A 23,604-nucleotide genomic window follows, 5' to 3' on the forward strand; every position below is an offset into this window, starting at 1 on the left:
CGAAAAGCGAAAGCCCCTGGAGCGATCCAGGGGCTTTTTCGTTAGGCCTCGTCCGCGAACGAGCGGGTCTCGGCCGCCGGGCCGATGCCGCTCTTTTCGAGGACGCTGTCGGCGGTCGCGACGACCGCCTGAGCGCTCGCCTGGCTGCTGGCGACGAGCACGACCTCCTCGCCGGAGACCACGGCCCACCGATCGCCATAAGGGCGGATAGAAAAGTGCGGGCTGTGATCAGTCATGTCAGGTGCTCAAACGCGCCGGCAGACTTAAAGTTCAAGATGGCCGAAACAAGGCAGCTTGACCAATGCCTGAGCAGTTCAAATGCACGAAGGTATTCAGCTTGGGCATTCAGCGTATTCGCCAAGGTAAACAAACGTGACCATATCGGAGAGTATTAAAAAATCCTTAATAAATCTGCAGCGAATTGTAAAATTCTCCTGTAGGTTGAACCCAAAACAGGTAGTATAGTGCAACTGTCGGGGCCGTTCTTTCTGTTGCACATACAACATGTTGTCTTTGACCAGAGCACCAGATCAACGCCGTGAATCCCCCACCCTGGTGGTCCTTACGACCGCCTTGCAGCTGGGCCTTGTCGTGCTGGTCTGGTTGCTGGCGCTGATTCCCGCCGCCCTGGCCGCCTTAACTATCCTCACAGTAAAGCTGGTGGGTCGTGCTTTGCGCGGGCCCTCCAGTTCCTCACCGCGGTCCGAGGGGGACCAGCCATGAGCATGCGCCCCGCCCACGCCGCCGATCTCGCCCCCCTGGCCCGTCTCTGGTGGCAAGGCTGGCGCGACGCCCATCTGCCGCTCGTGCCCAAGGCGCTGGTGGCGCGGCGCACGCTGGACAGCTTCATCGACCGCATGGCGATCGCCCTGCCCCGCGTCCGCACGCTGGGGCCGGTCGGCGCGCCGCTGGGCTTTCACCTGATCAAGGGCGACGAGCTGAACCAGGTCTATGTCGACGAGGAATCGCGCGGCGCGGGCGTCGCCACCCTGTTGATGATCGACGCCGAGGACCGCCTGCTGGAGGCCGGAGTCACGACACCTTGGCTGGCCTGCGCCATCGGCAACGCCCGCGCCGCGCGCTTCTGCCAAAAGTCCGGCTGGACGCGGGTCCGCCCGCAGACCGTCCCGACGGAGATCCCGGGCGGCTGGTACCCTCTCAAGATCTGGCGCTACGAGAAGGCGCTGGCCCAGCCCTCGGCCTGGACCGCCCGCGGCGCGAGCGAGCTTTCCGAGTCGCGGTCTTTCGCGCAAAGCGCTACCGAGGCCAACGAACGCCCCGAGGACCGCCCCAGAGCGACGACATGGACGCCCGTCCCGCCGACCCTTCCGAACTGAACGCCCTGGCCCGTCTGTGGTGGCGGGGCTGGCGCGACGCACACCTGACGCTGGTCCCCGAGGCGCTCGTGGCCCTGCGCGGCCTCGACAGCTTCACCGCCCGCATGGCCGTCGCCCTGTCCGACGTTCGTGCGCTGGGACCGGTCGGGGCGCCGCTGGGCTTCCATTTCATCAAGGCCGACGAGCTGAACCAGTTCTACCTGGCCGCCGAGGCTCGCGGGACCGGGGCGGCGGGGCGCCTGATGGCCGACGCCGAGGCAAGGCTTCTGGACCGAGGCGTCACCACGCCCTGGCTGGCCTGCGCGATCGGCAACGCCCGCGCCGCCCGCTTCTACGAAAAGGCCGGCTGGACCCTGGCCCGCGTCGAGACCGTGCCCACCGAGACCTCGGCGGGCTGGTTCCCGCTCGAGGTCTGGCGCTACGAGAAGCGGCTGGCCTAGCCTTGGCTCTGCCTGAAGCTCTAGCTCGGGCCGCCCGCGCTGAAGTCGAACTGTTCGGGCCGCGGCTTGCCGCCGCCGAACGCGTAGGTGAAGCCCACGAACACCGACCGGACATTGGCGGTGCGGCGCGTATTGTCCCGCAGCGTCGGAGTGTCGGTGACGACCACGTCCTGGAACCAGTCCAGCACGTCCTGGGCGGTGGCCACGAATGACAGCTTGTCGTTGACCTTCCGGCGATAGCCCAGGTTCAGCATCTTGAACGGCTCGCGATGGCCCTGGGGCGTGATGCGCTTGCCCGAGCTGAAGATGTTGGCCTGGAAGAAGTCCTTGGGCGTGGCTTGGTAGTTCAGGTTGGCGCGGCCCGACAGGGTCGTGCCCGAGCGCTTGCCGGCGAAGCCCAGGCTGGCGGCGTCGATCTCGTTCCAGAAGGCGTTGGCGCTGGCGTTGTAGGTCAGTTTCGGCGTCAGCCGGCCGTTGGCGACCAGCTCCAGCCCGCCGCTGCGGCTCTTGGCCAGGTTCTCGCGGGTGGTCAGCAGGACGCCGCCGCCCAGGCTGCGGACCACGTCGGTCACGCCGTCCTTGGTGTCGCGGAAATAGACCGTGGCCAGGTAGTAGGCCGGGCCCTTGCGATACTGCCAGCCCAGCTCGAACGAGTCGGTCACCTGCGGCTTCAGGTTCGGGTTGCCGGCCCGGTAGTTCAGCGGGTCCTGGTAGATCGGATAGGGGTTCAGGTCCTGCGGCCCCGGGCGCTGGACGCGGCGGCTGTAGTTGGCGTTGAAGGTGTTGCTGTCATTGACCCGGTAGCCGGCGTGCAGGGTCGGATAGAGCCGGAAATAGTCGTTCTCGTTCTTCTGGGCCGAGGTGATCTGGTTGGTGCGGATATTGACCTGCTCGGCGCGCAGGCCGCCCTGGACGGTCAGGTCGCCGAACGGCCGCTCATAGGTCACGTAGCCGGCGAAAACGTCCTGGTCGTAGAGGAAGCGGTTGGTCCGCGCCGAGTCCACGGCCTGGCCGTTCTGCGTGGCCCCGCGAGCCCCGTAGTTGTCGTAGTCGTTGTCGGCCGCTTCGAAATCGAGGCCGGTCTTGAACTTGGCCTGGCCGGGCAGCGGCTTGCTGTAGTCCAGCTTCCAGTTGGCGCGCGCCTGGCCCGCGCCGAAGCTGAACGCCTCGTACTGGTCCGGCACGCTGACGACGCCGTCCTGGAAGGCGGTCGAGGCGCGCTTGAACTGGGTGAACTCGTATTCGGCGTGCGAGGTCAGCTCGTGCTCGGCCCCGCCCAGCTGGCGGCGATAGTCGCCGCTGATCGCCGAGTTGTCGCGCTTGAGGCGGGCGACGCTGTTGCGCAGGTACGACCGCGCCACGGCGCCGACGGCGTCGCGCCCCAGGTACGTCTCGTCGATGTCGCTGTCGTAGTCCATGCCGCGATAGCGCACCTCGGCCGACAGCCGGGTCTTCTTGTCGAGGTCGTAGTCGAGCCCGCCGCGCAGGCTGACCGCCGCGCCCTCGTTGACCACCGCCGCGTCCTGGACGCTTTCGAGGAACTTGCCGCTGGCGCTGTCCAGCACCGCGCGGTCGGTGTCCGACCGGGCTTCCTGGTGGTCGAAGCGGTAGGAGGCGTCGCCCGACAGGGTGGCCTTGCCCTGGCGACGCGTGACGCTGACACCGCCGTTGTAGCGGCCGTCGGGACCAACATTGGCGCGGATCGTGCCGGTGACGCCCGGCTTCTGGGTCTTCTTGGTGACCAGGTTGATGATGCCGGCCGAGCCGTCGGGACGATAGGCGGCCGACGGGTTGGTCATGACCTCGACGCGGTCGATGCTGTCGGCTGGCAGCTGCTGCAGAGCGTCGGCGCGGTTATCGCCGTTGAACATGCCCGAGGGCTTGCCGTCGATCAGGATGGTGACGTTCGGATCGCCGCGCAGGCTGACATTGCCTTGCACATCGACCTCGACCGACGGGATGTTGCGCAGGGCGTCCGAGATCGAGCCGGTCTTGGCCGACAGGTCGTTGGCGACGCTGTAGCTGCGGCGGTCGATCGATGTGCGCATCGCCGTCGAGTCGCTGGTGATCGTCACGCCCTCGACCGCGTTCGGCGCGTCCTTGGGCTTGCTGGGCGCGGTCTGGGCCGGCGCGGTGCGGGCCGGCGGAGTTGTTTGTACGGTTTGCGCCAGACCCAGGGTCGGCGGCAGGATCGCCGCGGCGGCGGCGAACAGAGCGCACTTCAATCGCAAGGAGTTTCCCCAACTCGAGCGTCGAGGGGGCCGCGGCGGACGTCCGCGCGATCTCGACGTCCAGCCGTAAAGACCCTTCCGTCGGCAGGGGCAAATTTCTTTTCGGCAATGTTCCCGAACGCGGAGACAGGGTCGCATTCGGGCCACACTTGTCCTCGCCCAACGGCGCCGCTGAGCAAACGGACGCCTCGCGCGTCCTACGACTGGGACGTCGCGGAAACCCGCCGGCTTCTGCTATCGATTGGACGTCGGGGCGTGAGTCCCGCACGCGGGCGGAACGGTCGTCAGAACCGGCGCTTGCGCGCTGATACCGGTAACACTAAGCTCGCCCATAACTAGAGGTCCGACAAGGACCGAAGGGCATCAACGGGCCGGAGAGGCCCCATGGGGAGGAAACCTGTGGCTTCAGTATCCAACGCTGGCCCTAGCGCCGGCATGAGCGCCGACGGCGCCAAGGTCAACATGGCCTTCGTGGCCGCCATCGTCGCCGTCGCCACCATCGGCGGCTTCATGTTCGGCTATGACAGCGGCGTCATCAACGGCACGCAGGAAGGCCTGGAAAAGGCTTTCAACCTCAGCAAGCTGGGCACCGGCCTCAATGTCGGCGCGATCCTGATCGGCTGCGCCGTCGGCGCCTTCGCCGCCGGCCGCCTGGCCGACGTCTGGGGCCGCCGCACCGTGATGATCATCTCGGCGCTGCTGTTCCTGGTCAGCGCCCTGGGCACCGGCGCGTCGCACACCTCGCTGGTCTTCATCCTGTTCCGCCTGATCGGCGGCCTGGGCGTCGGCGCGGCCAGCGTGCTCTGCCCCGTCTACATCTCGGAAGTCACGCCGGCGAACATCCGCGGCCGCCTGTCGTCCGTGCAGCAGATCATGATCATCACCGGCCTGACCGGCGCGTTCGTGGCCAACTACGTGCTGGCCCACACCGCCGGCAGCTCGACCGCCCCGTTCTGGATGGGCCTGCCCGCCTGGCGCTGGATGTTCTGGATGCAGACCATCCCGGCCGGTGTCTTCTTCCTGTGCCTGCTGGGCATTCCGGAAAGCCCGCGCTTCCTGGTCGCCAAGGGCAAGGACGCCAAGGCCGAGGCGGTCCTGTCGCGCCTGTTCGGCGCGGGTCAGGGCGCCAAGAAGGTCGACGAGATCCGCGCCTCGCTGGCCGTCGACCACCAGCCCAAGTTCTCGGACCTGCTGGACCCGACCACCAAGAAGCTGCGCCTGATCCTGTGGGCCGGCTTGGTCCTGGCCGTGTTCCAGCAACTGGTCGGCATCAACATCGTCTTCTACTACGGCTCGGTGCTGTGGCAGTCGGTCGGCTTCACCGAGGACGACAGCCTGAAGATCAACATCCTGTCGGGCGCGCTCTCGATCCTGGCCTGCCTGGCCACGATCGCCGTGATCGACAAGGTCGGCCGCAAGCCGCTGCTGTTGATCGGCTCGATCGGCATGGCCGTGACGCTGGGCATCCTGACCTGGTGCTTCTCGACCGCCACTACGGTGGACGGCTCGCCGCACCTGGCCGCCGGCACGGGCCCGATCGCCCTGTTCGCCGCCAACGCCTATGTGGTGTTCTTCAATCTCAGCTGGGGCCCGGTCATGTGGGTCATGCTGGGCGAGATGTTCCCCAACCAGATGCGCGGCTCGGCCCTGGCCGTCTGCGGCTTCGCCCAGTGGATCGCCAACTTCGCCATCTCGGTCAGCTTCCCGGCCATGGCCGCCAAGAGCCTGCCGATGACCTACGGCTTCTACGCGCTCAGCGCCCTGGTCTCGTTCTTCCTGGTCCAGAAGCTGATCAAGGAGACGCGAGGCACCGAGCTGGAGGCGATGGAGGGCTAAGGCGCTAAATCCTCCCGCGCGACGCGGGGGAGCCATCGACTGACAAGAAACGCCCGGGAGCTGCCTCCCGGGCGTTTTTCATCAGGATGGAGTGCCCACAGGCGCCCTAAAATTGATTTTAAGCGTAGTACAACTTTACATGGACACAAGCCGGGCGTCGGTACACGCTTGAGACGTGGAACTTCCCACGGGCTCGGTAGGACTGTCGTCATGAAGAAAAGTATCAAGATGAAGATCGCGCTCGCCGGCGCGGGTCTTGTGGCGGCCATCGCCATTCCCTTGGGGGCGATCGCATATCCGATGTTCGGTTGGGAACACGTCTATTACAGCGACGCCTCGCACACGACGGTCGTGGGCGAAGAAACCATGTACTGCACCGGCAAGAAGAACCTGCGCTGGGGCGAGATCACCGCCTATTACGATGAAGAGCTCATCGATTGCCATGATCCCATCGAACCGCCGCGCTATTGGCCCGAATAGGCCTTTGATCGGATGGATGCGACGCCCGGGGGCCTTCTCCCGGGCGTTTTTTTGTGCGGTTTCCTGGCCCGGTGACGTTGTTTAGGAGCCGGCTCGGACTTGAGAAAAACGTCATAGAAATCAAGCTTGCGGCGCGATGACACCGGTGGACATGGCGCGCGCCTTGCCGCTAAGTGACCGCCAACGGACGTAAGCGTAAAATCGTCGGGAGGAACACCCCATGGTCGATATCAACCGCCGCGGCGCCCTGGGCTCGCTGCTCACCGGCGCCGGCCTCGCCGCCCTCCCCGCCGCCAGCGAAGCGGCGCAAATGGGGACCCTGCCCGGCAAGCCCGCCTCCGGTCCGACCTGGGCCAAGGGCGTCGAGGGCCAGCGCAAGGCCGACCTCGGCGACGGTGCGTTCCTGAACCCGATCCTGGCCGGCGACCATCCCGACCCGTCGATCCTGAAGGACGGCGACGACTACTACATGACCCACTCGTCGTTCGACGCCTATCCGGGCCTGCTGATCTGGCACAGCAAGGACCTGGTGAACTGGACGCCGGTCACCACCACGCTGAAGACCAATGTCGGCTCGATCTGGGCCCCCGAGCTCTGCAAGCACAAGGGCCGCTACTACATCTACCTGCCGGCCAAGAAGCCCAACAACAACACCAGCTACGTGATCTGGGCCGACAGGATCGAGGGCCCGTGGTCCGAGCCTGTCGACCTGAAGCTGCCGCGCTACATCGACCCCGGCCACGTCGTCGACGAAACGGGCGAGCGCTGGCTGTTCCTGTCCGGCGGCGACCGCATCAAGCTGGCCCCGGACGGCCTGTCGACCGTCGGCGAGCCCGAGCACGTCTACAATCCGTGGCGCTATCCCGACACCTGGGACGTCGAGGGCTTCTCGCCCGAGGGCCCCAAGGTCATGCGCAAGGGCGAGTACTTCTACCTGGTCACCGCCGTCGGCGGCACGGCCGGCCCGCCGACCGGCCACATGGTCATCGTGGCGCGCGCCAAGTCCCTGGCCGGCCCGTGGGAGGACCACCCGCGCAACCCGGTCGTGCGCACCGTCGACAACAGCGAGAAATGGTGGTCGCGCGGCCACGCCACCCTGGTCGAGGGCCCGACGCCGGGCGACTGGTGGACCGTCTATCATGGCTACGAGAACGGCTTCTACACCCTGGGCCGCCAGACCCTGCTGGCCCCGGTCACCTGGACCGCCGACGGCTGGTTCGAGGTCGGCGGCGGCGATTTGTCGAAGCCTCTCCCCAAGCCGAAAGGCGGCAAGAGCGGCCCGCACGGCAAGGCGCTGTCGGACGACTTCTCGACCGACAAGTACGGCGTGCAATGGGCCTTCTTCGATCCCAAGCCGGGCGAGCAGGACCGCATCACGCGCGAGAACGGCCTCCTGACCCTGAAGGGCGCCGGCGAGGCCCCGTCCAGCGGCGCGCCGCTGATCTTCGTCAACGGCGACCAGGCCTACGAGATCGAGTGCGACATCGAGATCGATCCGGACACCCGCGCCGGCCTGATCCTGTTCTACGATCGCCAGCTCTATTGCGGCCTGGGCTTCGACGCGAAGAACTTCGTCACCCACCAGTACGGCATCGAGCGCGGCCGCCCGGCCAACCCGCATGGCGCGCGGATGCTGATGCGGGTGCGCAATACTCGCCACATCGTCAGCTTCCACACCAGCGGCGACGGCGGCAAGACCTGGCAGCGCTTCGACCGAGGCATGGAAGTCAGCGGCTACCACCACAATGTCCGCGGCGGCTTCCTGATGCTGAAGCCGGGCCTCTATGCCGCCGGCAAGGGCTCGGCGCGGTTCCGGAACTTCAAGTACCGGGCGCTGGACTGATCGCCGAAAGGCCGCTCAGCGTCCGGACGCAGCGCCGTTCCTGGTCAGCGGTCAGGCCCGGAGGAATCGACAGGCGCTGGAAGGTCACGGTCGCCTTGCCCTCGGGCCGATAGCGGATCAGCCGTTCCTGGCCGGATGCGTCGGCGACGCGGAAGGCGGCCTCGACGCTGGAGTCGTTCGGCGCGCCGCCTTCACGGGCGATCAGGCGCATGCCGTCGCGCAGGCCGGCGGCATAGGCGGGACCCGACGGATCGACGCCGGCGAACACCCCCGTTTCGGCGGTCGCGTCCCTATCGAAGCCCAGGACCCGCTCGGGCTGGGTGACCATGCGCAGCGTCAGGCAGGCGAAGGCGTCGGCCGGCAGCGCCAGGCGCTCGCCCCGGACCTGATGGCGTTCGATCGTCGCCAGCGGCGAGCGGCCCGCCACCGCCTTGAACGCCGCCTCGAAATTAGGCCGCAACGCGCTGTCGGGCTTGCCGCGCTTGATCTCCCGCATCCGCCGCATCACCGCATCCAACCCGTGGCCTTCCCGGCGCAGCTGGCCTTCGAACAGCACGCCCAGCAGGGCCCCTCGCAGATAAGCCATTTGCTCCAGGTCGTGATCTCGCCAATAGTTCTCGGCCATCCTGGCCTCCGGCGCGTCGCGGGCCGGAGAAACGCCGTAGGCCAGCAGGTCCTCGTTCCAGGCCTGGACATAGTCGCCCAAGCTGAACAGCCCCGCGCGCAGCAGCAGTCGCCGGGCGTAGAAGTCGGTGAAGCCCTCCGACAGCCAGGCCGCCGCGCGATCCTTGCCCATGCCGCCCAGCTGGTCAGGGTTCCAGGTGTGGAAATATTCGTGGGCCAGCAGCCGGCGCAGGTCGTCCAGCGGCAAGGCGGTCCCGACCCACAGCGCGAAGGCGTCGGTGCGTCCCGTCCCGCTATAGGCGTCGATGAGCCTGGTCTGCAGCGGCGCCAGGGTGACGAGGAACGGCGTCGCCGGGTCGCCCCAGAACGCGCGCTCGGTCCGGATCGTGCGGAAGGCCATGTCGGCGAACGCGGCGTCGGCGAACCGGTCGAAGGCGCCGAGAGTGGCGATCCGCACGCCGGCGTCTGGGCCGCTCCCGGAGATCACCCGCAGGCGTGGCGAACCGATGGCGACGCTCTCGAGGAGGTCGTTGACCGTCGCGGACTTCGGGTCCAGCTGCTCGAGGTCGGAGGCGAAGCCGAAGCCCTCCGGCGCGCCGGTCCAGGCGAAGGCGGCGGGGGCGTCGCGCCGGCCGGCCGGAAACGCGAAGACCAGTTCGCCCAGCGTGTAGAACCAGTCGGACAGGATGATCGGCCGAATCTGGGTCGGGTCCTGCGTGGTCGGCGCGGACGCGTAGCCCGGGCGGATGCGGTAATGGGCGTGCAAAGGCGCGCCGGGCGCCGAGCGGATCTCGGCGCCGCCGTCCGGCGTCGGCGTCACCGCCTCGGCGCCGGTCACCGTCAGCCCTTCGGCGTAGCGGCCAGGCCGGGTTTCCGCCTGAAATTGGCTGACGAATTTGAGGCGGGTGTCGCCGTCGGCGTCGGCGGGGAAGTCGATGTCGACGGCCAGAGCCTTCAGGGCGCCGTTCTCGAGGACGGGCGCCAGGACATAGCGGATCGGCGTCGGCGCGGCCTTGGCCGTCGTCGCCAGCAGCAGGGCGGTCAGCACCAGACCGCACACGGATGTCCGCTTCACGCCCGACTCCCTTCGCAACTTCAGATCGCGAATAGCCTATCGGACGACCGAAGGTCTAGATCAGTCGCCGGAGGCCGCCGTCTCGGCCACCGCCACCATCCTCGGCGTGATCAGCTGGGCCGCGTTCACGCGGTCGCCGCCGGGGGCCAGGATCTCCAGGTGCACGTGGTTGGTGATGCCCGGATAGTGACCCTGCAGGCTCTCGACCGTGCCGATCGGCTGGCCCAGGCGGACGGACTGGCCGACCTCGACGTCCGGGGTCACGTAGAAGGCCCGGGCGGCGTAGTCCAGGGCGGGGTTGGTGATTTCGACGAACTTCAGCTCGGTGTCGCCGGCATAGGCGTAGCCGATCTTGGTGACGTAGCCCGACATCGGGGCGCTGACCGCCTGGCCGGCCTTGGCGACGTAGTCGACGCCCTCGTGGGCGCGGGTCCCGCCGTCGCGGCGGGCGCCGAACTCGCCGTCGCCGAAGTCGTCGTGGCCGCGCGGAGCCGCGCCGGTCGGATTGGCGAAGTCGGCGGCGCCGTCGCCGTCGATATCCGCGCCCTTCCAGACCAGTTCCATCGTCGTGGGCCTGGCCTTGGGCTTGGCGGTGATCTCCGCAAGCAGCTTCACGATCGGCGCGGGACCGGGCCGGTGAGAGGCCGGACGCTCCGTGGCCGCCACCACCATCGGCGCGAAGACCGCCGCCAGACCCAGGACGCACCGCACGGCGGCAGGGCTGATGATCTTCGCGGTCGATGCGTTCATGGGGGACTTTCTGTCTTGGAGGGAGCGCGCCGCGTCTTGCGGGCCGGCATGTATGTATTGGTTAACGCCCCCTCCGCCATGCGACCGGTGGTCGCGCCAAAACCATGCTTAAGCTCTGAATTTATTGGCGAATTTCGGACACAATATAGGCTGTCATCCCGGCCAAGCGCGTAGCGCGCCGAGCCGGGACCGCCGCGAGCGCCGAGCTTTCCGCGGTCCCGGCTCTCCGCTTCGCTGCGGCCGGGATGACAGGGATTGGTGAGGCGTAGCCCCTAGCTCAGCAAGTGCCGCACGGTCGAGCGCAGCACCGCCGTCAGGGCTTCGCGGTCGAGGTCCGGGTTGTTGACGCCGCGCATCAGCAGGCCGTCGAAGATCAGGCCGATGGTCTCGCAACGGGCCTGGAACTCGGACTCGCTCCATTCGGGCTTGCGGTCGCGCGCCATCATCATCAGGGCCAGGGCGCGTTCCTGCTGGTCGGCCGAGCGGACGATGGCGGCGACCTTGGGATTGCGGGCCGCCTCGGCCACCACCTCGAGCGCCAAAGCCGCGCGGCGGGCGTCGAAGCACTTGTCGATGGCTTCGGGCAGGTGGTCGTCGATCGCGTCGCGCAACGTGCCCGGCTGGCTTTCCATCTCGGCGAACTTGTCGCGCATCTCGGCCAGATCCTGAGCGACGATGGCGGCGATGATCGCCTCCTTGTTCTCGAAGTAGCGGTAGATCTGGCCGACGCTCAGGCCGGCGGCCTTGGCGATGTCGGCCATGCTGGCCCCGTGGAAGCCCGACTGCCGCACGCGTTCGCACGCGGCGTCCAGAATCTGCTGGCGACGCGATTCCGGCGACGGTCGGCCCGAATGAGTCTCGTCAGCCATTGAAATTCCTGATCGGCATTACATTTCCGTTAGGTCAGCTAAAGCCGTGGGGGGTGGAGGTTGACTTGCGACAGTACCGCTCCTATGTCCACCCCGCTTGAGAATGAACGTTCATTCTCAGATTGTTCATCATGCCGGTTTCGTCAAGGGCAATAGTCCGCGAAGCCATCGCATCTCCGGGATCAAACATGCACCTCCAACGCTCGGCCACGGTCACCGCCGTGGGGCTCGCCGCCATCGCCCTCACCCTCGCGGCCTGCGGCCAGAAAGGCGGAGCCGGTGGAGGCATGGGCATGGGTGGACCGACCGAGGTCGGCTACATCGTCGCCCAGTCGCAGCCGGTGGGCCTGACCACCGAACTGGCGGGCCGCACCTCGGCCCACCTGGTCTCGGAAGTCCGTCCGCAGGTCGGGGGCGTCATCAAGGCGCGCCTGTTCCAGGAAGGCTCGATCGTCCGCGCCGGCCAATCGCTGTACCAGATCGATCCGGCCACCTATCAGGCGACCTACAACAGCGCCGCCGCCGCCCTCGCCCAGGCCCAGGCCCAGGCGACCGCCGCCAAGCTGAAGGCCGACCGCTACAAGGCGCTGGTCGCGACCGGCGCGGTCTCCAAGCAGGACAATGACGACGCCCAGGCCGCCGCCCTGCAGACGGCCGCCGCCGTCGCCGTGCAGAAGGCCGCGCTCGACACCGCCCGCATCAATCTGAACTACACCCGCGTCGCCGCCCCGATCTCGGGCCGCATCGGCAAGAGCTCGGTCACGCCGGGCGCCCTGGTCACCGCCAGCCAGGCCACGGCCCTGGCCACGGTGCAGGACCTCTCGAAGATCTATGTCGACCTGACCCAGACCTCGGCCGAGCTGCTGAAGCTGCAGGCCGCGTTCAACAGCGGCAAGCTGGGTCGCTCGGGCTCGGCCCAGGTGACCCTGAAGCTGGAGGACGGCTCGACCTATCCGATCCCCGGCCGCCTGGAGTTCTCGGACGTGACCGTCGACCCGACCACGGGCTCGGTCGTGCTGCGCGCCATCTTCGACAACCCCAACGGCGTGCTGCTGCCGGGCATGTATGTCCGCGCCGTGCTCGACAAGGGCGTGGCCAACAACGGCATCCTGATCCCGCAGGCCGCCGTCAGCCGCGATCCGAAGGGCGCCGCCATCGTGCAGGTCGTCGACGCCAAGGGCGGGCTCGCGCCGCGCCCGGTCACCGCCGCCCAGACGGTCGGCGACAAGTGGCTGATCACCACCGGCCTGAACGTCGGCGACAAGGTCGTCGTCGAAGGCCTGCAGAAGGTCCGCCCCGGCGCGCCGGTCAAGCCCGTCGCCATCACCGCTCAAGCCCAACGCTAAGGCCGGCCCGTCATGCTTTCCCGTTTCTTCATCGGCAGGCCCATCTTCGCATGGGTCGTCGCGATCGTGATCATGCTGGCGGGGGCCCTGGCCATCCGCAGCCTGCCGATCGCCCAGTACCCCGACATCGCCCTGCCCCAGGTCGCCGTCAGCGCCTTCTACCCCGGCGCCTCGGCCAAGACCGTCGAGGACAGCGTCACCCAGGTCATCGAGCAGAAGATGAAGGGCCTGGACGGCCTGGACTACATGTCGTCGACCAGCGACAGCTCGGGCGCGGCCACCACGACCCTGACCTTCAAGGCCGGCACCAACATCGACATCGCCCAGGTGCAGGTGCAGAACAAGCTGCAGACGGCCACCGCGCTCCTGCCGCAGGAAGTGCAGCAGCAAGGCCTGACCGTCGCCAAGTCGGCGCGGAACTTCCTGCTGATCGTCGGCATGTATTCGAACGATCCGAAGACCACCAACACCGACCTGGCCGACTACATCGCCAGCAACCTGCAAGACCCCCTGAGCCGTGTCGACGGCGTGGGCGACGTCCAGCTGTTCGGCGCGCAATACGCCATGCGCATCTGGCTGAACCCCACCCAGCTGACCAGCTACAACCTGACGCCCGCCGACGTGATCGCCGCGATCCGGGCCCAGAACGCCCAGGTCTCGGCCGGCCAGCTGGGCGGCGTGCCCAACCTGCCGGGCACCGCCCTGAACGCCACGATCACGGCCCAGTCGCGCCTGACCACGCCGGCCGAGTTCCAGGACATCATCGTCAGGAACAGCCCCGGCGGCGCCATCGTCCACCTGCGTGACGTGGCCCGCGTCGAACTGGGCGCGGAAAGCTACGGCTTCGGCGCCAAGTACAACGGCAAGCCCGCCGCCGGCCTGGCCATCAAGCTGGCCCCTGGCGCCAACGCCCTGAACACCGCCGACGCCGTCAAGAAGCGGGTCGAGGAACTGTCCAAGACCTTCCCGGCCGGCTTCCAGTACGTCATCCCGTACGACTCGACGCCGTTCGTGAAGCTGTCGATCGAGGAAGTGGTCAAGACCCTGCTCGAAGCCATCGTGCTGGTCTTCATCGTCATGTTCCTGTTCCTGCAGAACTGGCGCGCCACCCTGATCCCGACCATCGCCGTGCCGGTGGTGCTGCTGGGCACCTTCGGGGTGCTGGCCGCCTTCGGCTACTCGATCAACACCCTGACCATGTTCGGCCTGGTGCTGGCCATCGGCCTGCTGGTCGACGACGCCATCGTCGTGGTCGAGAACGTCGAGCGCGTGATGGAGGAAGAGGGCCTCTCGCCCGTCGAGGCCACGCGCAAGTCGATGAACGAGATCACCGGCGCCCTGATCGGCATCGCGCTGGTCCTGGCCGCGGTGTTCGTGCCGATGGCCTTCTTCGGCGGCTCGCAGGGCGTGATCTACCGCCAGTTCTCGATCACCATCGTCTCGGCCATGGCCCTGTCGGTGCTGGTGGCCCTGATCCTGACCCCCGCCCTCTGCGCCACCCTGCTCAAGCCGGTCCAGAAGGGCCACAAGGAGCAGAAGACCGGCTTCTTCGACTGGTTCAACCGCAGCTTCGACGACGTCAGCGGCCGCTATCAAGGCACGGTCCGCGGCCTGCTCGGCAAGAGCGGTCGCTGGATGCTGGCCTATGGCGTGGTGCTGCTGGCCATGGGCTTCCTGTTCATCCGCCTGCCCAGCGCCTTCCTGCCCGAGGAAGACCAGGGGACGATGTTCACCATCGTCCAGCTGCCGCCCGGCGCGCCGGAAGAACGCACCCAGGCCGTGCTCGACACCGTGCGCAACCACTTCCTCAATGACGAGAAGGACGCCGTGCAGGCCGTCTTCACCGTCGCCGGCTTCAGCTTCGCCGGCGCCGGCCAGAACGCGGGCCTGGCCTTCATTCGCCTGAAGGACTTCGACGAGCGCAAGGCCGCAAACCTCAAGGCTCCGGCCGTCGCCGGCCGAGCCATGGGCAAGTTCATGCAGATCCGTGACGCCATGGTCTTCGCGATCGTGCCGCCGGCCGTGCCGGAACTGGGAACCTCGTCGGGCTTCGACTTCCAGCTGCAGGACATCGGCGGCGTCGGCCACGAGGCCCTGGTCGCCGCGCGCAACCAGGTGCTGGGCATGGCCGCCCAGGATCCGACCCTCGTGGGCGTCCGCCCCAACGGCCAAGACGACACCCCGCAGCTGAAGATCGATATCGACCAGGCCAAGGCCGGGGCGATGGGCCTGACCACCGCCGACATCAACGCCGCGCTCAGCGCCGCGTGGGGCGGGACCTATGTCAACGACTTCATCGATCGCGGCCGGGTCAAGAAGGTCTATGTCCAGGCCGACGCGCCCTACCGCATGCGGCCGGAGGACCTGAACAACTGGTACGTCCGCACCGGCAGCGGCACGATGGCCCCGTTCTCGTCCTTCGCCACCAGCCACTGGATCTACGGCTCGCCGCGCCTCGAGCGCTACAACGGCCTGTCGTCGGTCAACATCCAGGGCTCGCCGGCCCCGGGCAAGAGCTCGGGCCAGGCCATGGCCGCCATGGAGAAGATCGCCGCCCAGCTGCCGCCCGGCATCGGCTTCGAATGGACCGGCCTGTCGGCCCAGGAGCGCGAGTCCGGCAACCAGGCCCCCGCCCTGTACGGCATCTCGATCCTGGTCGTGTTCCTGCTGCTGGCGGCTCTCTATGAGAGCTGGTCGATCCCGCTGTCGGTGATCATGGTCATTCCGCTGGGCATCATCGGCGCCCTGCTGGCCACCACCCTGCGCGGCCTCAGCAACGACATCTACTTCCAGGTCGGCCTGCTGACGACCATGGGCCTGGCGTCCAAGAACGCCATCCTGATCGTCGAGTTCGCCAAGGACCTGCACGAGAAGGGCTTGGGCCTGATCGAGGCCACGGTCGAGGCCGTCCGCATCCGCCTGCGGCCGATCATCATGACCTCGCTGGCCTTTGTGTTCGGCGTGTTGCCCCTGGCCATCTCCAACGGCGCGGGCTCGGGCAGCCAGCACGCCATCGGCACCGGCGTGATCGGCGGCATGCTGTCGGCGACCCTGCTGGCGATCTTCTTCGTCCCGCTGTTCTTCGTGCTGGTCGAGCGGATCTTCAAACCCAAGCACCCCGGCCCAAAAGAACGGGGCCACGACGCGGCCGTCGCCCAAGGCGGCGAAGCCCCGTCGACGGAGGCTCACTGACCATGTTCCGTAATCTCACCCTGATCCTGCTCGCCTCCACGGCGGTCAGCGCCTGCACCCTGGCGCCGGACTACAAGCGCCCGGCCCTGCCGGTGTCCCAGACCTGGTCGACCCCCGCGCCCGAGCCCGCCAGCTCGGTCACGGCCGCCGACCTCGACTGGCGCCAGGTGCTGGTCGATGCGCGCCTGCAAGGCGTGGTCGACCTGGCCCTCAAGCAGAACCGCGACCTGCGCGTGGCGGTGCTGAACATCGAGAAGGCTCGCGCCCAGTACGGCATCCAGCGTTCGGCCCTGTTCCCGGGGATCAACGGCGTGCTCAGCGAGCAGCGCGGCCGCACCCCGGCCTCGACCTCGCAGACCGGGACGGCCTTCGACACCGAGGTCTACAGCGCCACCGTCGGCTTCACCGCCTATGAGCTGGACCTGTTCGGCCGCATCCGCAGCCTGAACGCCACGGCCCTGCAGAACTATCTGGCCGAGCGGGAGAACGCGCGCTCGGTCCGCACCAGCCTGATCGCCGAGACGGCCAACGCCTGGCTGAGCCTGGCCGCCGACCAGGACCGCCTGACCCTGGCCCAGGACACCCTGCGGACCCGCGAGGAGTCGCTGCGCCTGATCCAGCAGCAGGTCGACGGCGGGGTCGGTTCGCTGATGGACCTGCGCAACGCCCAGACCCTGGCCGAGACCGCGCGCTCGGACATGGCCGTCTACACCGCCCAGGTGGCCCAGGACCGCAACGCCCTGACCCTGCTGACCGGCGGCGATGTGCCCGCCGAGCTGCTGCCTTCGGGCAAGCTGGAGAGCGCCCAGATCCTGGCCGACCTGCCGGCGGGCCTGCCGTCGGACGTGCTGGTCCGGCGTCCCGACGTCCTGGCCGCCGAGCACCAGCTGCGCGGCGCCAACGCCAATATCGGCGCGGCCCGCGCGGCCTTCTTCCCGCGCATCAGCCTGACCGGCTCGACCGGTTCGGCCAGCGGCGACCTGGACGGCCTGTTCAAGAACGGCACCGGCGTCTGGAGCTTCGTGCCCCAGATCAGCCTGCCGATCTTCGCCGGCGGCGCCAATGTCGCCGGCCTGGACAGCGCCAAGGCCAGCCGCGACATCGCCGTGGCGACCTACGAGAAGACGGTGCAGACGGCGTTCCGCGAGGTCTCCGACGCCCTGTCGGTGCGCGCCACGGTCGCCGACCGCGTCGCCGCCCAGGAGCGTCTGGTCACGGCGGCTACCGACAGCCAGCGCCTGTCGCAACAGCGTCGCGACGCCGGCCTCGACAGCGCCCTGACCCTGCTCGATTCCCAGCGCACCCTGTACACGGCCCAACAAGGCCTGATCACCGCGCGCCTGGCCCGAGCGACCAACCTCGTCACCCTCTACAAGACCCTCGGCGGCGGCGCGCCCGCGGCCTAGGGAATCCAGAGCTCCCCGGCGCGAGCCGGGGCGGTTCGCTGTCCATCATCCCCCCCCCGATGGCTGCGAACGGAAGGGCGCGCTCCTCCCCCCATCCCTGGGGCCGCCCTTCCACCCCAACCCGCGTTGTCATCCCGGAAGCCTCGCAGAGGCTATCCGGGACCGCCGGAAGCGCAGAGCTTTCCGCGGTCCCGGCTCTCCGCTACGCTACGGCCGGGATGACAGGCCTTTGGGACGAGGGCGTCCTACCGCTCCCGCTTCCACTCCGAGATCGGCGTGTTGCCGTCCGGCGCCGTGGGCACGCGGTAGCTCAGCATGTCGCCCTTCAGCTCATAGCCGCGCTTCTGCGTCGTCCCCTCCCAGTTCTTGAACGATGCACCGTCGATCTTGAACAGCAGTTGGTGGGCCCCCTCGTCGATGGCGATGGTCCCGTAATGGGTCGAGGAGCCCAGGACCGCGTCGGCGTATTCCTCGGGCGCGCCGCGCTTCTTGTCGCCCGAGGCGAAGCCGGTGCGCTCGCCCTTGAAGATCTGCAGGCTGTAGCGGCCGACCCCGTCGATGATCAGCCTGCCCTTGGGCGCGGCGCCATAGTCGTGCTCGCGCGCGCCGGTCGGGGTGATCCGGTCGGCCGCCGTCAGGGTCCAGGTCCCGGCCAGGGGAAAGTCCGCCGCCTGGGCCGCGCCCGCGCTCGCCGCCGCCAAGGCGAAGGCCATCATCGTCTTTCGCATCTCACACCCTATGTAACTTGTTTGATAGGTTACTGGCGCAAGCTGAGCGAACGCGGCTAACCTGTCAATCTGGTTTCCGATGAGCGTTTCGTGACACCCCAACCACAAGAGACCCCCCCTCAAGAAACTCGAGACGGCTTCCGCTTCCGGGGCGGTCGCCTGCCCCTGGACCTGCCGGCCACCCTGGCCGGGCGGGTCAGCGGCAATCATCGCGACGCCCTGGCGACGCCCGCCGACCTCGACCGCTGGCTGGTCGCGGCGGGGCTGGCCGACGGCGTTGCAGGGTCTTCCGCCGAAGATCTTTCGGCCGCGCGTGATCTTCGCGAGACGCTCTACGCCCTGGCCCTGGCTCGCGCCGAAGACCGCCCCCTGCCCAATGCGCCGCGCGAAGCCCTCAACGCCCTCGCCGCCCAGCCCGCCGCCGCGCCCTGGCTGGACGCCTCGGGCGAGCGGCGCTGGACGGGCGGCGCGCGGGCCCTGCTGGCCGGGGTGGCGCGGGAGGCGATCGAGCTGCTTGGCGGGCCGGACGCCGGCCGCATCCGCCAGTGCCAGGGGCCGGTCTGCGCGATCCTGTTCCTGGACGCCTCGCGCAAGGGCGACCGCCGCTGGTGCTCGATGAGCGCCTGCGGGAACAGGGCCAAGGTCGCGGCGTTTCGGGGGCGGGAGAAACTCTAAGCTGTCATCCCGGGCGAAGCGCAGCGTAGACCCGGGACCGCAACAAGCTCAGTGCTTCCGGCGGTCCCGGATCTGCGCGCTACGCGCTTGTCCGGGATGACAGTTTTCAAAGCGGCAGCTGCACCGTGCTCTTGACCTCTTCCAGCACCGCATAGGTTCGGGTCTCGCGCACCCCGGGCATCTTCACGAGGATGTCGCCCAAGAAGCCGCGATAGGCCTCCATGTCGCGCACCCGGGCCTTGATCAGATAGTCGAAACCGCCCGCCACCATGTGGCATTCCAGGATCTCGGGCGCGCGGCGCACGGCGGCGGCGAAGTCCTCGAACACCTCGCCGGTCGTGCGGTCCAGCACCACCTCGACGAAGATCAGCAGGGCGCGGTCGACCTTGGCCGGGTCCAGCAGCGCCACATAGCCGGTGATGTAGCCGCGCTCGCGCAGGCGGCGGACGCGGTCGAAGGTGGCGGCCGGCGACAGGTTGCAGCGCTTGGCCAGCTCGGCGTTGGTGATGCGCCCGTCGACCTGCAGCACCTTCAACAGGCGGCGATCGGTGTCATCTAGAGCAGAAATGGCCATATCGGACTTTCACCGAAGAAGCTTCGAAAAGTAGCGCTCACAAACGGAGCACATTCGGAAAGCTTAGCGTTACACCCTCGATCGTTCCAGCCCCATCCGCGCCTCTCCCCCTCCTCAAGAGGCGCTGGTGGACACGGCCAGCCGCTGAAGGCTGGAACCGACGCGACGCCCACCCCCTCCCCCAACGGGTGTCGCGATGAGAGGAAGGGACGCGAGCGTCTCCCCCAGAACGCGTCCCTTCCTCCCTCCCCTCTTCCAGAGCATGCTTTCCATACGTTTCGCCGCGCGCCTTGGCCGCGCTGGAGCGGACGATCGTTTTCGCCGGTTTTCCCGAAGAAGCTACGGACCCGCCGAGCAACAAACGAAGCACTTTTGCCATGAGGCAAGTTAGACCGACGATATTCCAACCCGCAGGATCCGACATGACCGACTGGGCCAATACGACTTGGGACAGCCTCGACGACGGCAAGTATCGCGACGAAGCCGCCGTGATCGCCGATCTGCTGGCCGCCAAGCCCCTGTCGAGCGAAGACCGCGCCGCCGTCCGCGCCGAGGCCGAGGCCCTGGTCCGCGGCGCCCGCCGCAGCGTCCGCAAGCAGGGCGTGGTCGAGAGCTTCCTGCAGGAGTTCAGCCTGGGCACCCGCGAGGGCCTGGCCTTGATGTGCCTAGCCGAGGCCTTGCTGCGCACACCCGACGACGACACCCGCGACAAGCTGATCGCCGAGAAGATCGGCTCGGCCGACTGGGCCAGCCACCTGGGCGGCTCCGACAGCCTGTTCGTCAACGCCTCGACCTGGGGCCTGATGCTGACCGGCAAGATCGTCGAGCCCGACGACGAGGCCAAGAAGGATCTGCCCGGCTTCGTCAAGAAGCTGGCCGGCCGCCTGGGCGAGCCGGTGATCCGCGCCGCCGTCGGCCAGGCCATCCGCATCATGGGCGAGCAGTTCGTCCTTGGACGGACGATAGAGGCCGCCATCAAGCGCGCCGCCGCCGACGGCGACATGTGCAGCTTCGACATGCTGGGCGAAGGCGCCCGCACCGCCGCCGACGCCGAGCGCTACGAAAGGTCCTACGCCGACGCCATCGAGACGGTCGGCAAGTTGTCGAACGGCGCTGGTCCCGAGGCCGGTCACGGCGTGTCGGTCAAGCTGTCGGCCCTGTGTCCGCGCTATGAGGCCACCCACGAGGACCGTGTCTGGGAGGAGCTCTATCCCCGCACCCTACGCCTGGCCAGGATCGCCGCTCGTCACAACCTGAACTTCACGATCGACGCCGAGGAGGCCGATCGTCTGGCGCTGTCGCTGAAGCTGCTGGACCGCCTGTGCCGCGAGCCGGAGCTGGGCGACTGGCAGGGTCTGGGCTTGGCCGTCCAGGCCTATCAGAAGCGCTGCGGCGAGGTGATCGCCCGCCTGGAGGCCCTCGCGAAGGACACCGGCCGTCGCCTGATGGTTCGCCTGGTCAAGGGCGCCTATTGGGACAGCGAGATCAAGCGCGCCCAGGTCGCCGGCCGCCCGGACTATCCGGTCTATACGACCAAGCCCGCCACCGACCTGTCGTATCTGGTCAACGCCAAGGCGCTGATCGCCGCCGCGCCGCACCTCTACGCCCAGTTCGCCACCCACAACGCCCACACCCTGGCGGCCGTGGTCCGCATGGCCAAGAACGCCGGCGTCCGCATCGAGCACCAGCGCCTGCACGGCATGGGCGAGGCGCTCTACAAGGCCGCCGACGACCTCTATGACGGCATCACCCTGCGGGCCTACGCGCCCGTCGGCGGCCACGAGGACCTGCTGCCCTACCTGGTCCGCCGCCTGCTGGAGAACGGCGCCAACACATCGTTCGTCCACGCCCTGCTGGACGAACGGGTGCCGGTCGAGAAGGTGGTCACCGACCCGATCGACACCGTCGAGGCCCATCCCGACCGCCACGCCAAGATCCCGACGCCGATCGAGGTCTATGGTCCGCGCCGCAGGAACAGCGCCGGCCTGGACCTGTCGGTGAAGGCCGATCGCGAACGTCTGGAAAAGGCCGTCGTGGCCCTGGACGGCGTCACCCTGTCAGCCGGCCCGCTGGTCGGCGGCAAGGTCACGGCCGGAACCCCGCCTCTGCCGGTGGTCGCCCCGGCCGACGAGACCAAGGTGGTCGGCGCGGTCTCGGAAGCCCAGCTGCCGCAGATCGACGAAGCCTTCCGCCTGGCTCGCGCGGCCCAACCCGCTTGGGACCAGGCCGGCGGCCCCGCCCGCGCCAAGGTGCTGCGGGCCATGGGCGACGCGCTCGAGGCCAATATCGATCGCCTGATCGCCATCCTGGCCCGCGAGGCCGGCAAGACCCTGGCGGACGGCATCGCCGAGGTCCGCGAGGCCGTCGACTTCTGCCGCTACTACGCCACCTTGGCCGAAGACCAGTTCGGCGACGGCGTGCTGCTGAAGGGTCCCGTCGGCGAGACCAACGTCCTGCGCCTGGCCGGGCGCGGCGTCTTCGTCTGCATCAGCCCGTGGAACTTCCCGCTGGCCATCTTCACCGGCCAGATCGCCGCCGCCCTGGCGGCCGGCAACGCCGTGCTGGCCAAGCCGGCCGAGCAGACCCCGCTGATCGCCTTCGAGGCCGTGAAGCTCTATCACGCCGCCGGCCTCGACCCGCGCCTGCTGGCCCTGCTGCCGGGCCGGGGCGAGACGGTGGGCGCGGCCCTGACCGCCCACGACGGCCTGGACGGCGTCGCCTTCACCGGCGGCACCGACACCGCCTGGCGGATCAACCAGACGCTGGCCCAGCGCCAGGGGCCGATCGTGCCGTTCATCGCCGAGACCGGCGGCCTCAACGGTATGTTCGTCGACACCACCGCCCAGCGCGAGCAGGTGATCGACGACGTCATCGTCAGCGCCTTCGGCTCCGCCGGCCAGCGCTGCTCGGCCCTGCGCCTGCTGTTCCTGCCGGAAGACACCGCCGACCACATCATCGACGGCCTGAAGGGCGCCATGGACGCCCTCGTCCTGGGCGACCCGGCCCTGGCCGTCACCGATGTCGGCCCCGTCATCGACGCCGAGGCTCGCCAGGCGCTGGACAAGCACCTCGAGCGCCTCAAGCACGAGGCCAAGGTGCTGCACGCCCTGGCCGCCCCGACCGGCGGGACCTTCTTCGCCCCGGTGCTGGCCGAGATCCCGGCCGCCGACTTCCTGGAGCGCGAGGTGTTCGGCCCCGTCCTGCACGTGGTCCGCTACAAACCCGAGGCCTTGGAAGAGGTCGCCGGCGCCCTGGCCGCGCGCCGCTATGGCCTGACCCTGGGCGTCCACTCGCGGATCGAGCGCTTCGCGGCCGACGTCCAGCGCCTGGTCCCGGCTGGCAACTGCTACGTCAACCGCTCGATGACCGGCGCCGTGGTCGGCGTCCAGCCGTTCGGCGGCGAGGGCCTGTCCGGCACCGGCCCCAAGGCCGGCGGCCCCCACGCCCTGCTGCGCTTCGCGGTCGAGCGGGCGGTCAGCGTCAACATCACCGCCCAGGGCGGCGACCCGGCGCTGCTGAACCTGTAGGCCTTGACGTCGTCGGCCATGAGCGAGACTCTTCGCCCATGGCCGACGGCTTCGACATTCACATCAGCGCTGAACACGCCGCAAAGCTCAGGGCCTTGGCCGATCGGGCCGACATGTCTCCGGAAGACTATGCCGCCCTGCTGATCGATCGGGAGATGGAGGAAGCCGCGAGACCGGCCATTGATCCTGACCCCGCCATCGATCACGCCATCGCCGAGGAGGCGATCCGGAACGGCGACACCATTCCTTGGACCGAATTCAGAGGGCGATTGAGGAGGTTGAGTGGTCGCGACGGACGAGTTTTCCGTCGAACTTAGCCGCCCCGCGGCCGCTGATTTTCAACGCCTCGTCGTCTGGCTGAGGGCCCGGGATCCGAAGGCGGCCGCTCATCTCGGCGAACGCCTGGAAGACGCGACCGACAGCCTAGGCACACACCCTCATCGTGGACGCCTTATCGACGAAACTGTTCGCGAACTGACCCTTCCTTTCGGCCGGGACGGGTACATCCTCCGCTACGAGGTTCTAGGCCGACGCGTGATCGTGACCCGGCTCTGGCACAGTCTGGAGCATCGGTAGACGACGAGTTCGCCTCGATTTACTTCATCGTCTTTATTTAATCACCTTCCACCCTGGCGTGTGCCGATCTAGACTCCGGGGAAAATAAGACTTTC

19 protein-coding genes are annotated in these 23,604 nt (G+C 68.2%); 12 read left to right on the plus strand and 7 right to left on the minus strand.

The window, feature by feature from the left end; genetic code table 11:
• Positions 1-41: 41 nt before the first annotated feature.
• Positions 42-236, minus strand: coding sequence for a hypothetical protein (locus ASC70_RS24850; RefSeq protein WP_156396141.1), 195 nt, complete (start codon positions 234-236; stop codon positions 42-44).
• Between the two features lie 483 nt (positions 237-719).
• On the opposite strand from ASC70_RS24850, the gene ASC70_RS06495 reads away from it, so the two are divergent.
• Together ASC70_RS06495 and ASC70_RS06500 are read left to right on the plus strand one after the other, a co-directional pair.
• On the plus strand, positions 720-1,337 hold the full coding sequence (locus tag ASC70_RS06495) for a GNAT family N-acetyltransferase (RefSeq protein WP_082539844.1): 618 nt from the start codon (positions 720-722) through the stop codon (positions 1,335-1,337).
• Positions 1,304-1,777 carry a GNAT family N-acetyltransferase gene (locus ASC70_RS06500; RefSeq protein ID WP_056047760.1) on the plus strand — a complete coding sequence of 158 codons (474 nt, stop codon included), beginning with the start codon at positions 1,304-1,306 and terminating at the stop codon, positions 1,775-1,777. Before ASC70_RS06495 ends, ASC70_RS06500 begins: the two co-directional genes overlap by 34 nt.
• A 20-nt stretch (positions 1,778-1,797) precedes the next feature.
• Here the strand turns inward: ASC70_RS06500 and ASC70_RS06505 are convergent, their stop codons facing one another.
• Positions 1,798-4,008, minus strand: a complete 2,211-nt coding sequence (locus ASC70_RS06505; RefSeq protein ID WP_056047763.1) for a TonB-dependent receptor domain-containing protein — start codon at positions 4,006-4,008, stop codon at positions 1,798-1,800.
• A gap of 399 nt (positions 4,009-4,407) precedes the next feature.
• Here ASC70_RS06505 and ASC70_RS06510 point away from each other — a divergent pair, with 399 nt between their 5' ends.
• The 3 genes from ASC70_RS06510 to ASC70_RS06520 all read left to right on the plus strand — a co-directional run bounded on the left by ASC70_RS06510 (position 4,408) and on the right by ASC70_RS06520 (position 8,167).
• The gene (locus ASC70_RS06510; RefSeq protein ID WP_056047765.1) at positions 4,408-5,844 is read left to right on the plus strand and encodes a sugar porter family MFS transporter; all 1,437 of its coding nucleotides are present in this window, start codon (positions 4,408-4,410) and stop codon (positions 5,842-5,844) included.
• A 228-nt stretch (positions 5,845-6,072) separates the two neighbouring features.
• Positions 6,073-6,324 carry a DUF6289 family protein gene (locus tag ASC70_RS06515; RefSeq protein WP_156396142.1) on the plus strand — a complete coding sequence of 84 codons (252 nt, stop codon included), beginning with the start codon at positions 6,073-6,075 and terminating at the stop codon, positions 6,322-6,324.
• Positions 6,325-6,544: 220 nt separating this feature from the next.
• Positions 6,545-8,167: a family 43 glycosylhydrolase gene (locus ASC70_RS06520; RefSeq protein WP_056047771.1), complete on the plus strand. Its 1,623-nt coding sequence runs from the start codon at positions 6,545-6,547 to the stop codon at positions 8,165-8,167.
• On the opposite strand, the gene ASC70_RS06525 is transcribed toward ASC70_RS06520, so the two are convergent.
• From ASC70_RS06525 to ASC70_RS06535, 3 genes are all read right to left on the minus strand, one after another.
• Positions 8,145-9,866, minus strand: a complete 1,722-nt coding sequence (locus ASC70_RS06525; RefSeq protein ID WP_156396143.1) for a hypothetical protein — start codon at positions 9,864-9,866, stop codon at positions 8,145-8,147. The two genes, ASC70_RS06520 and ASC70_RS06525, sit on opposite strands and share 23 nt — an antisense overlap.
• A gap of 60 nt (positions 9,867-9,926) precedes the next feature.
• Entirely contained in the window at positions 9,927-10,616 is a 690-nt protein-coding gene (locus tag ASC70_RS06530; protein WP_056047777.1) for a M23 family metallopeptidase, read from the minus strand.
• A 272-nt stretch (positions 10,617-10,888) separates the two neighbouring features.
• Entirely contained in the window at positions 10,889-11,485 is a 597-nt protein-coding gene (locus ASC70_RS06535; RefSeq protein WP_056047780.1) for a TetR/AcrR family transcriptional regulator, read from the minus strand.
• 188 nt (positions 11,486-11,673) lie between these two features.
• Between ASC70_RS06535 and ASC70_RS06540 the strand changes: the two genes are divergently transcribed.
• The 3 genes from ASC70_RS06540 to ASC70_RS06550 are packed head-to-tail and all read left to right on the plus strand — an operon-like array spanning position 11,674 to position 17,429.
• Positions 11,674-12,831 (plus strand): efflux RND transporter periplasmic adaptor subunit, encoded by a 1,158-nt coding sequence (locus ASC70_RS06540; protein WP_056047783.1) that lies wholly within the window; start codon positions 11,674-11,676, stop codon positions 12,829-12,831.
• 12 nt (positions 12,832-12,843) lie between these two features.
• The gene (locus ASC70_RS06545; protein WP_056047786.1) at positions 12,844-16,023 is read left to right on the plus strand and encodes an efflux RND transporter permease subunit; all 3,180 of its coding nucleotides are present in this window, start codon (positions 12,844-12,846) and stop codon (positions 16,021-16,023) included.
• 2 nt (positions 16,024-16,025) lie between these two features.
• Positions 16,026-17,429: an efflux transporter outer membrane subunit gene (locus tag ASC70_RS06550; protein WP_056047789.1), complete on the plus strand. Its 1,404-nt coding sequence runs from the start codon at positions 16,026-16,028 to the stop codon at positions 17,427-17,429.
• Between the two features lie 245 nt (positions 17,430-17,674).
• On the opposite strand, the gene ASC70_RS06555 is transcribed toward ASC70_RS06550, so the two are convergent.
• Positions 17,675-18,157, minus strand: coding sequence for a lipocalin-like domain-containing protein (locus tag ASC70_RS06555; protein ID WP_056047791.1), 483 nt, complete (start codon positions 18,155-18,157; stop codon positions 17,675-17,677).
• Positions 18,158-18,247: 90 nt separating this feature from the next.
• On the opposite strand from ASC70_RS06555, the gene ASC70_RS06560 reads away from it, so the two are divergent.
• Positions 18,248-18,832 carry an ABATE domain-containing protein gene (locus ASC70_RS06560; RefSeq protein ID WP_056047794.1) on the plus strand — a complete coding sequence of 195 codons (585 nt, stop codon included), beginning with the start codon at positions 18,248-18,250 and terminating at the stop codon, positions 18,830-18,832.
• Between the two features lie 106 nt (positions 18,833-18,938).
• Here ASC70_RS06560 and ASC70_RS06565 read toward each other — a convergent pair whose 3' ends face one another.
• Entirely contained in the window at positions 18,939-19,406 is a 468-nt protein-coding gene (locus ASC70_RS06565; RefSeq protein WP_047407960.1) for an Lrp/AsnC ligand binding domain-containing protein, read from the minus strand.
• 422 nt (positions 19,407-19,828) lie between these two features.
• Here ASC70_RS06565 and putA point away from each other — a divergent pair, with 422 nt between their 5' ends.
• The 3 genes from putA to ASC70_RS24400 are packed head-to-tail and all read left to right on the plus strand — an operon-like array spanning position 19,829 to position 23,509.
• Positions 19,829-22,933: a bifunctional proline dehydrogenase/L-glutamate gamma-semialdehyde dehydrogenase PutA gene (gene putA, locus ASC70_RS06570; protein WP_056047797.1), complete on the plus strand. Its 3,105-nt coding sequence runs from the start codon at positions 19,829-19,831 to the stop codon at positions 22,931-22,933.
• 38 nt (positions 22,934-22,971) lie between these two features.
• Positions 22,972-23,250, plus strand: coding sequence for a hypothetical protein (locus ASC70_RS06575; protein ID WP_056047800.1), 279 nt, complete (start codon positions 22,972-22,974; stop codon positions 23,248-23,250).
• Positions 23,216-23,509, plus strand: coding sequence for a type II toxin-antitoxin system RelE/ParE family toxin (locus ASC70_RS24400; protein ID WP_082539843.1), 294 nt, complete (start codon positions 23,216-23,218; stop codon positions 23,507-23,509). The genes ASC70_RS06575 and ASC70_RS24400 overlap by 35 nt, the downstream gene beginning before the upstream one ends.
• Positions 23,510-23,604 lie beyond the last annotated feature (95 nt).

This window comes from Caulobacter sp. Root343, assembly GCF_001425745.1.
Lineage (GTDB): Bacteria > Pseudomonadota > Alphaproteobacteria > Caulobacterales > Caulobacteraceae > Caulobacter.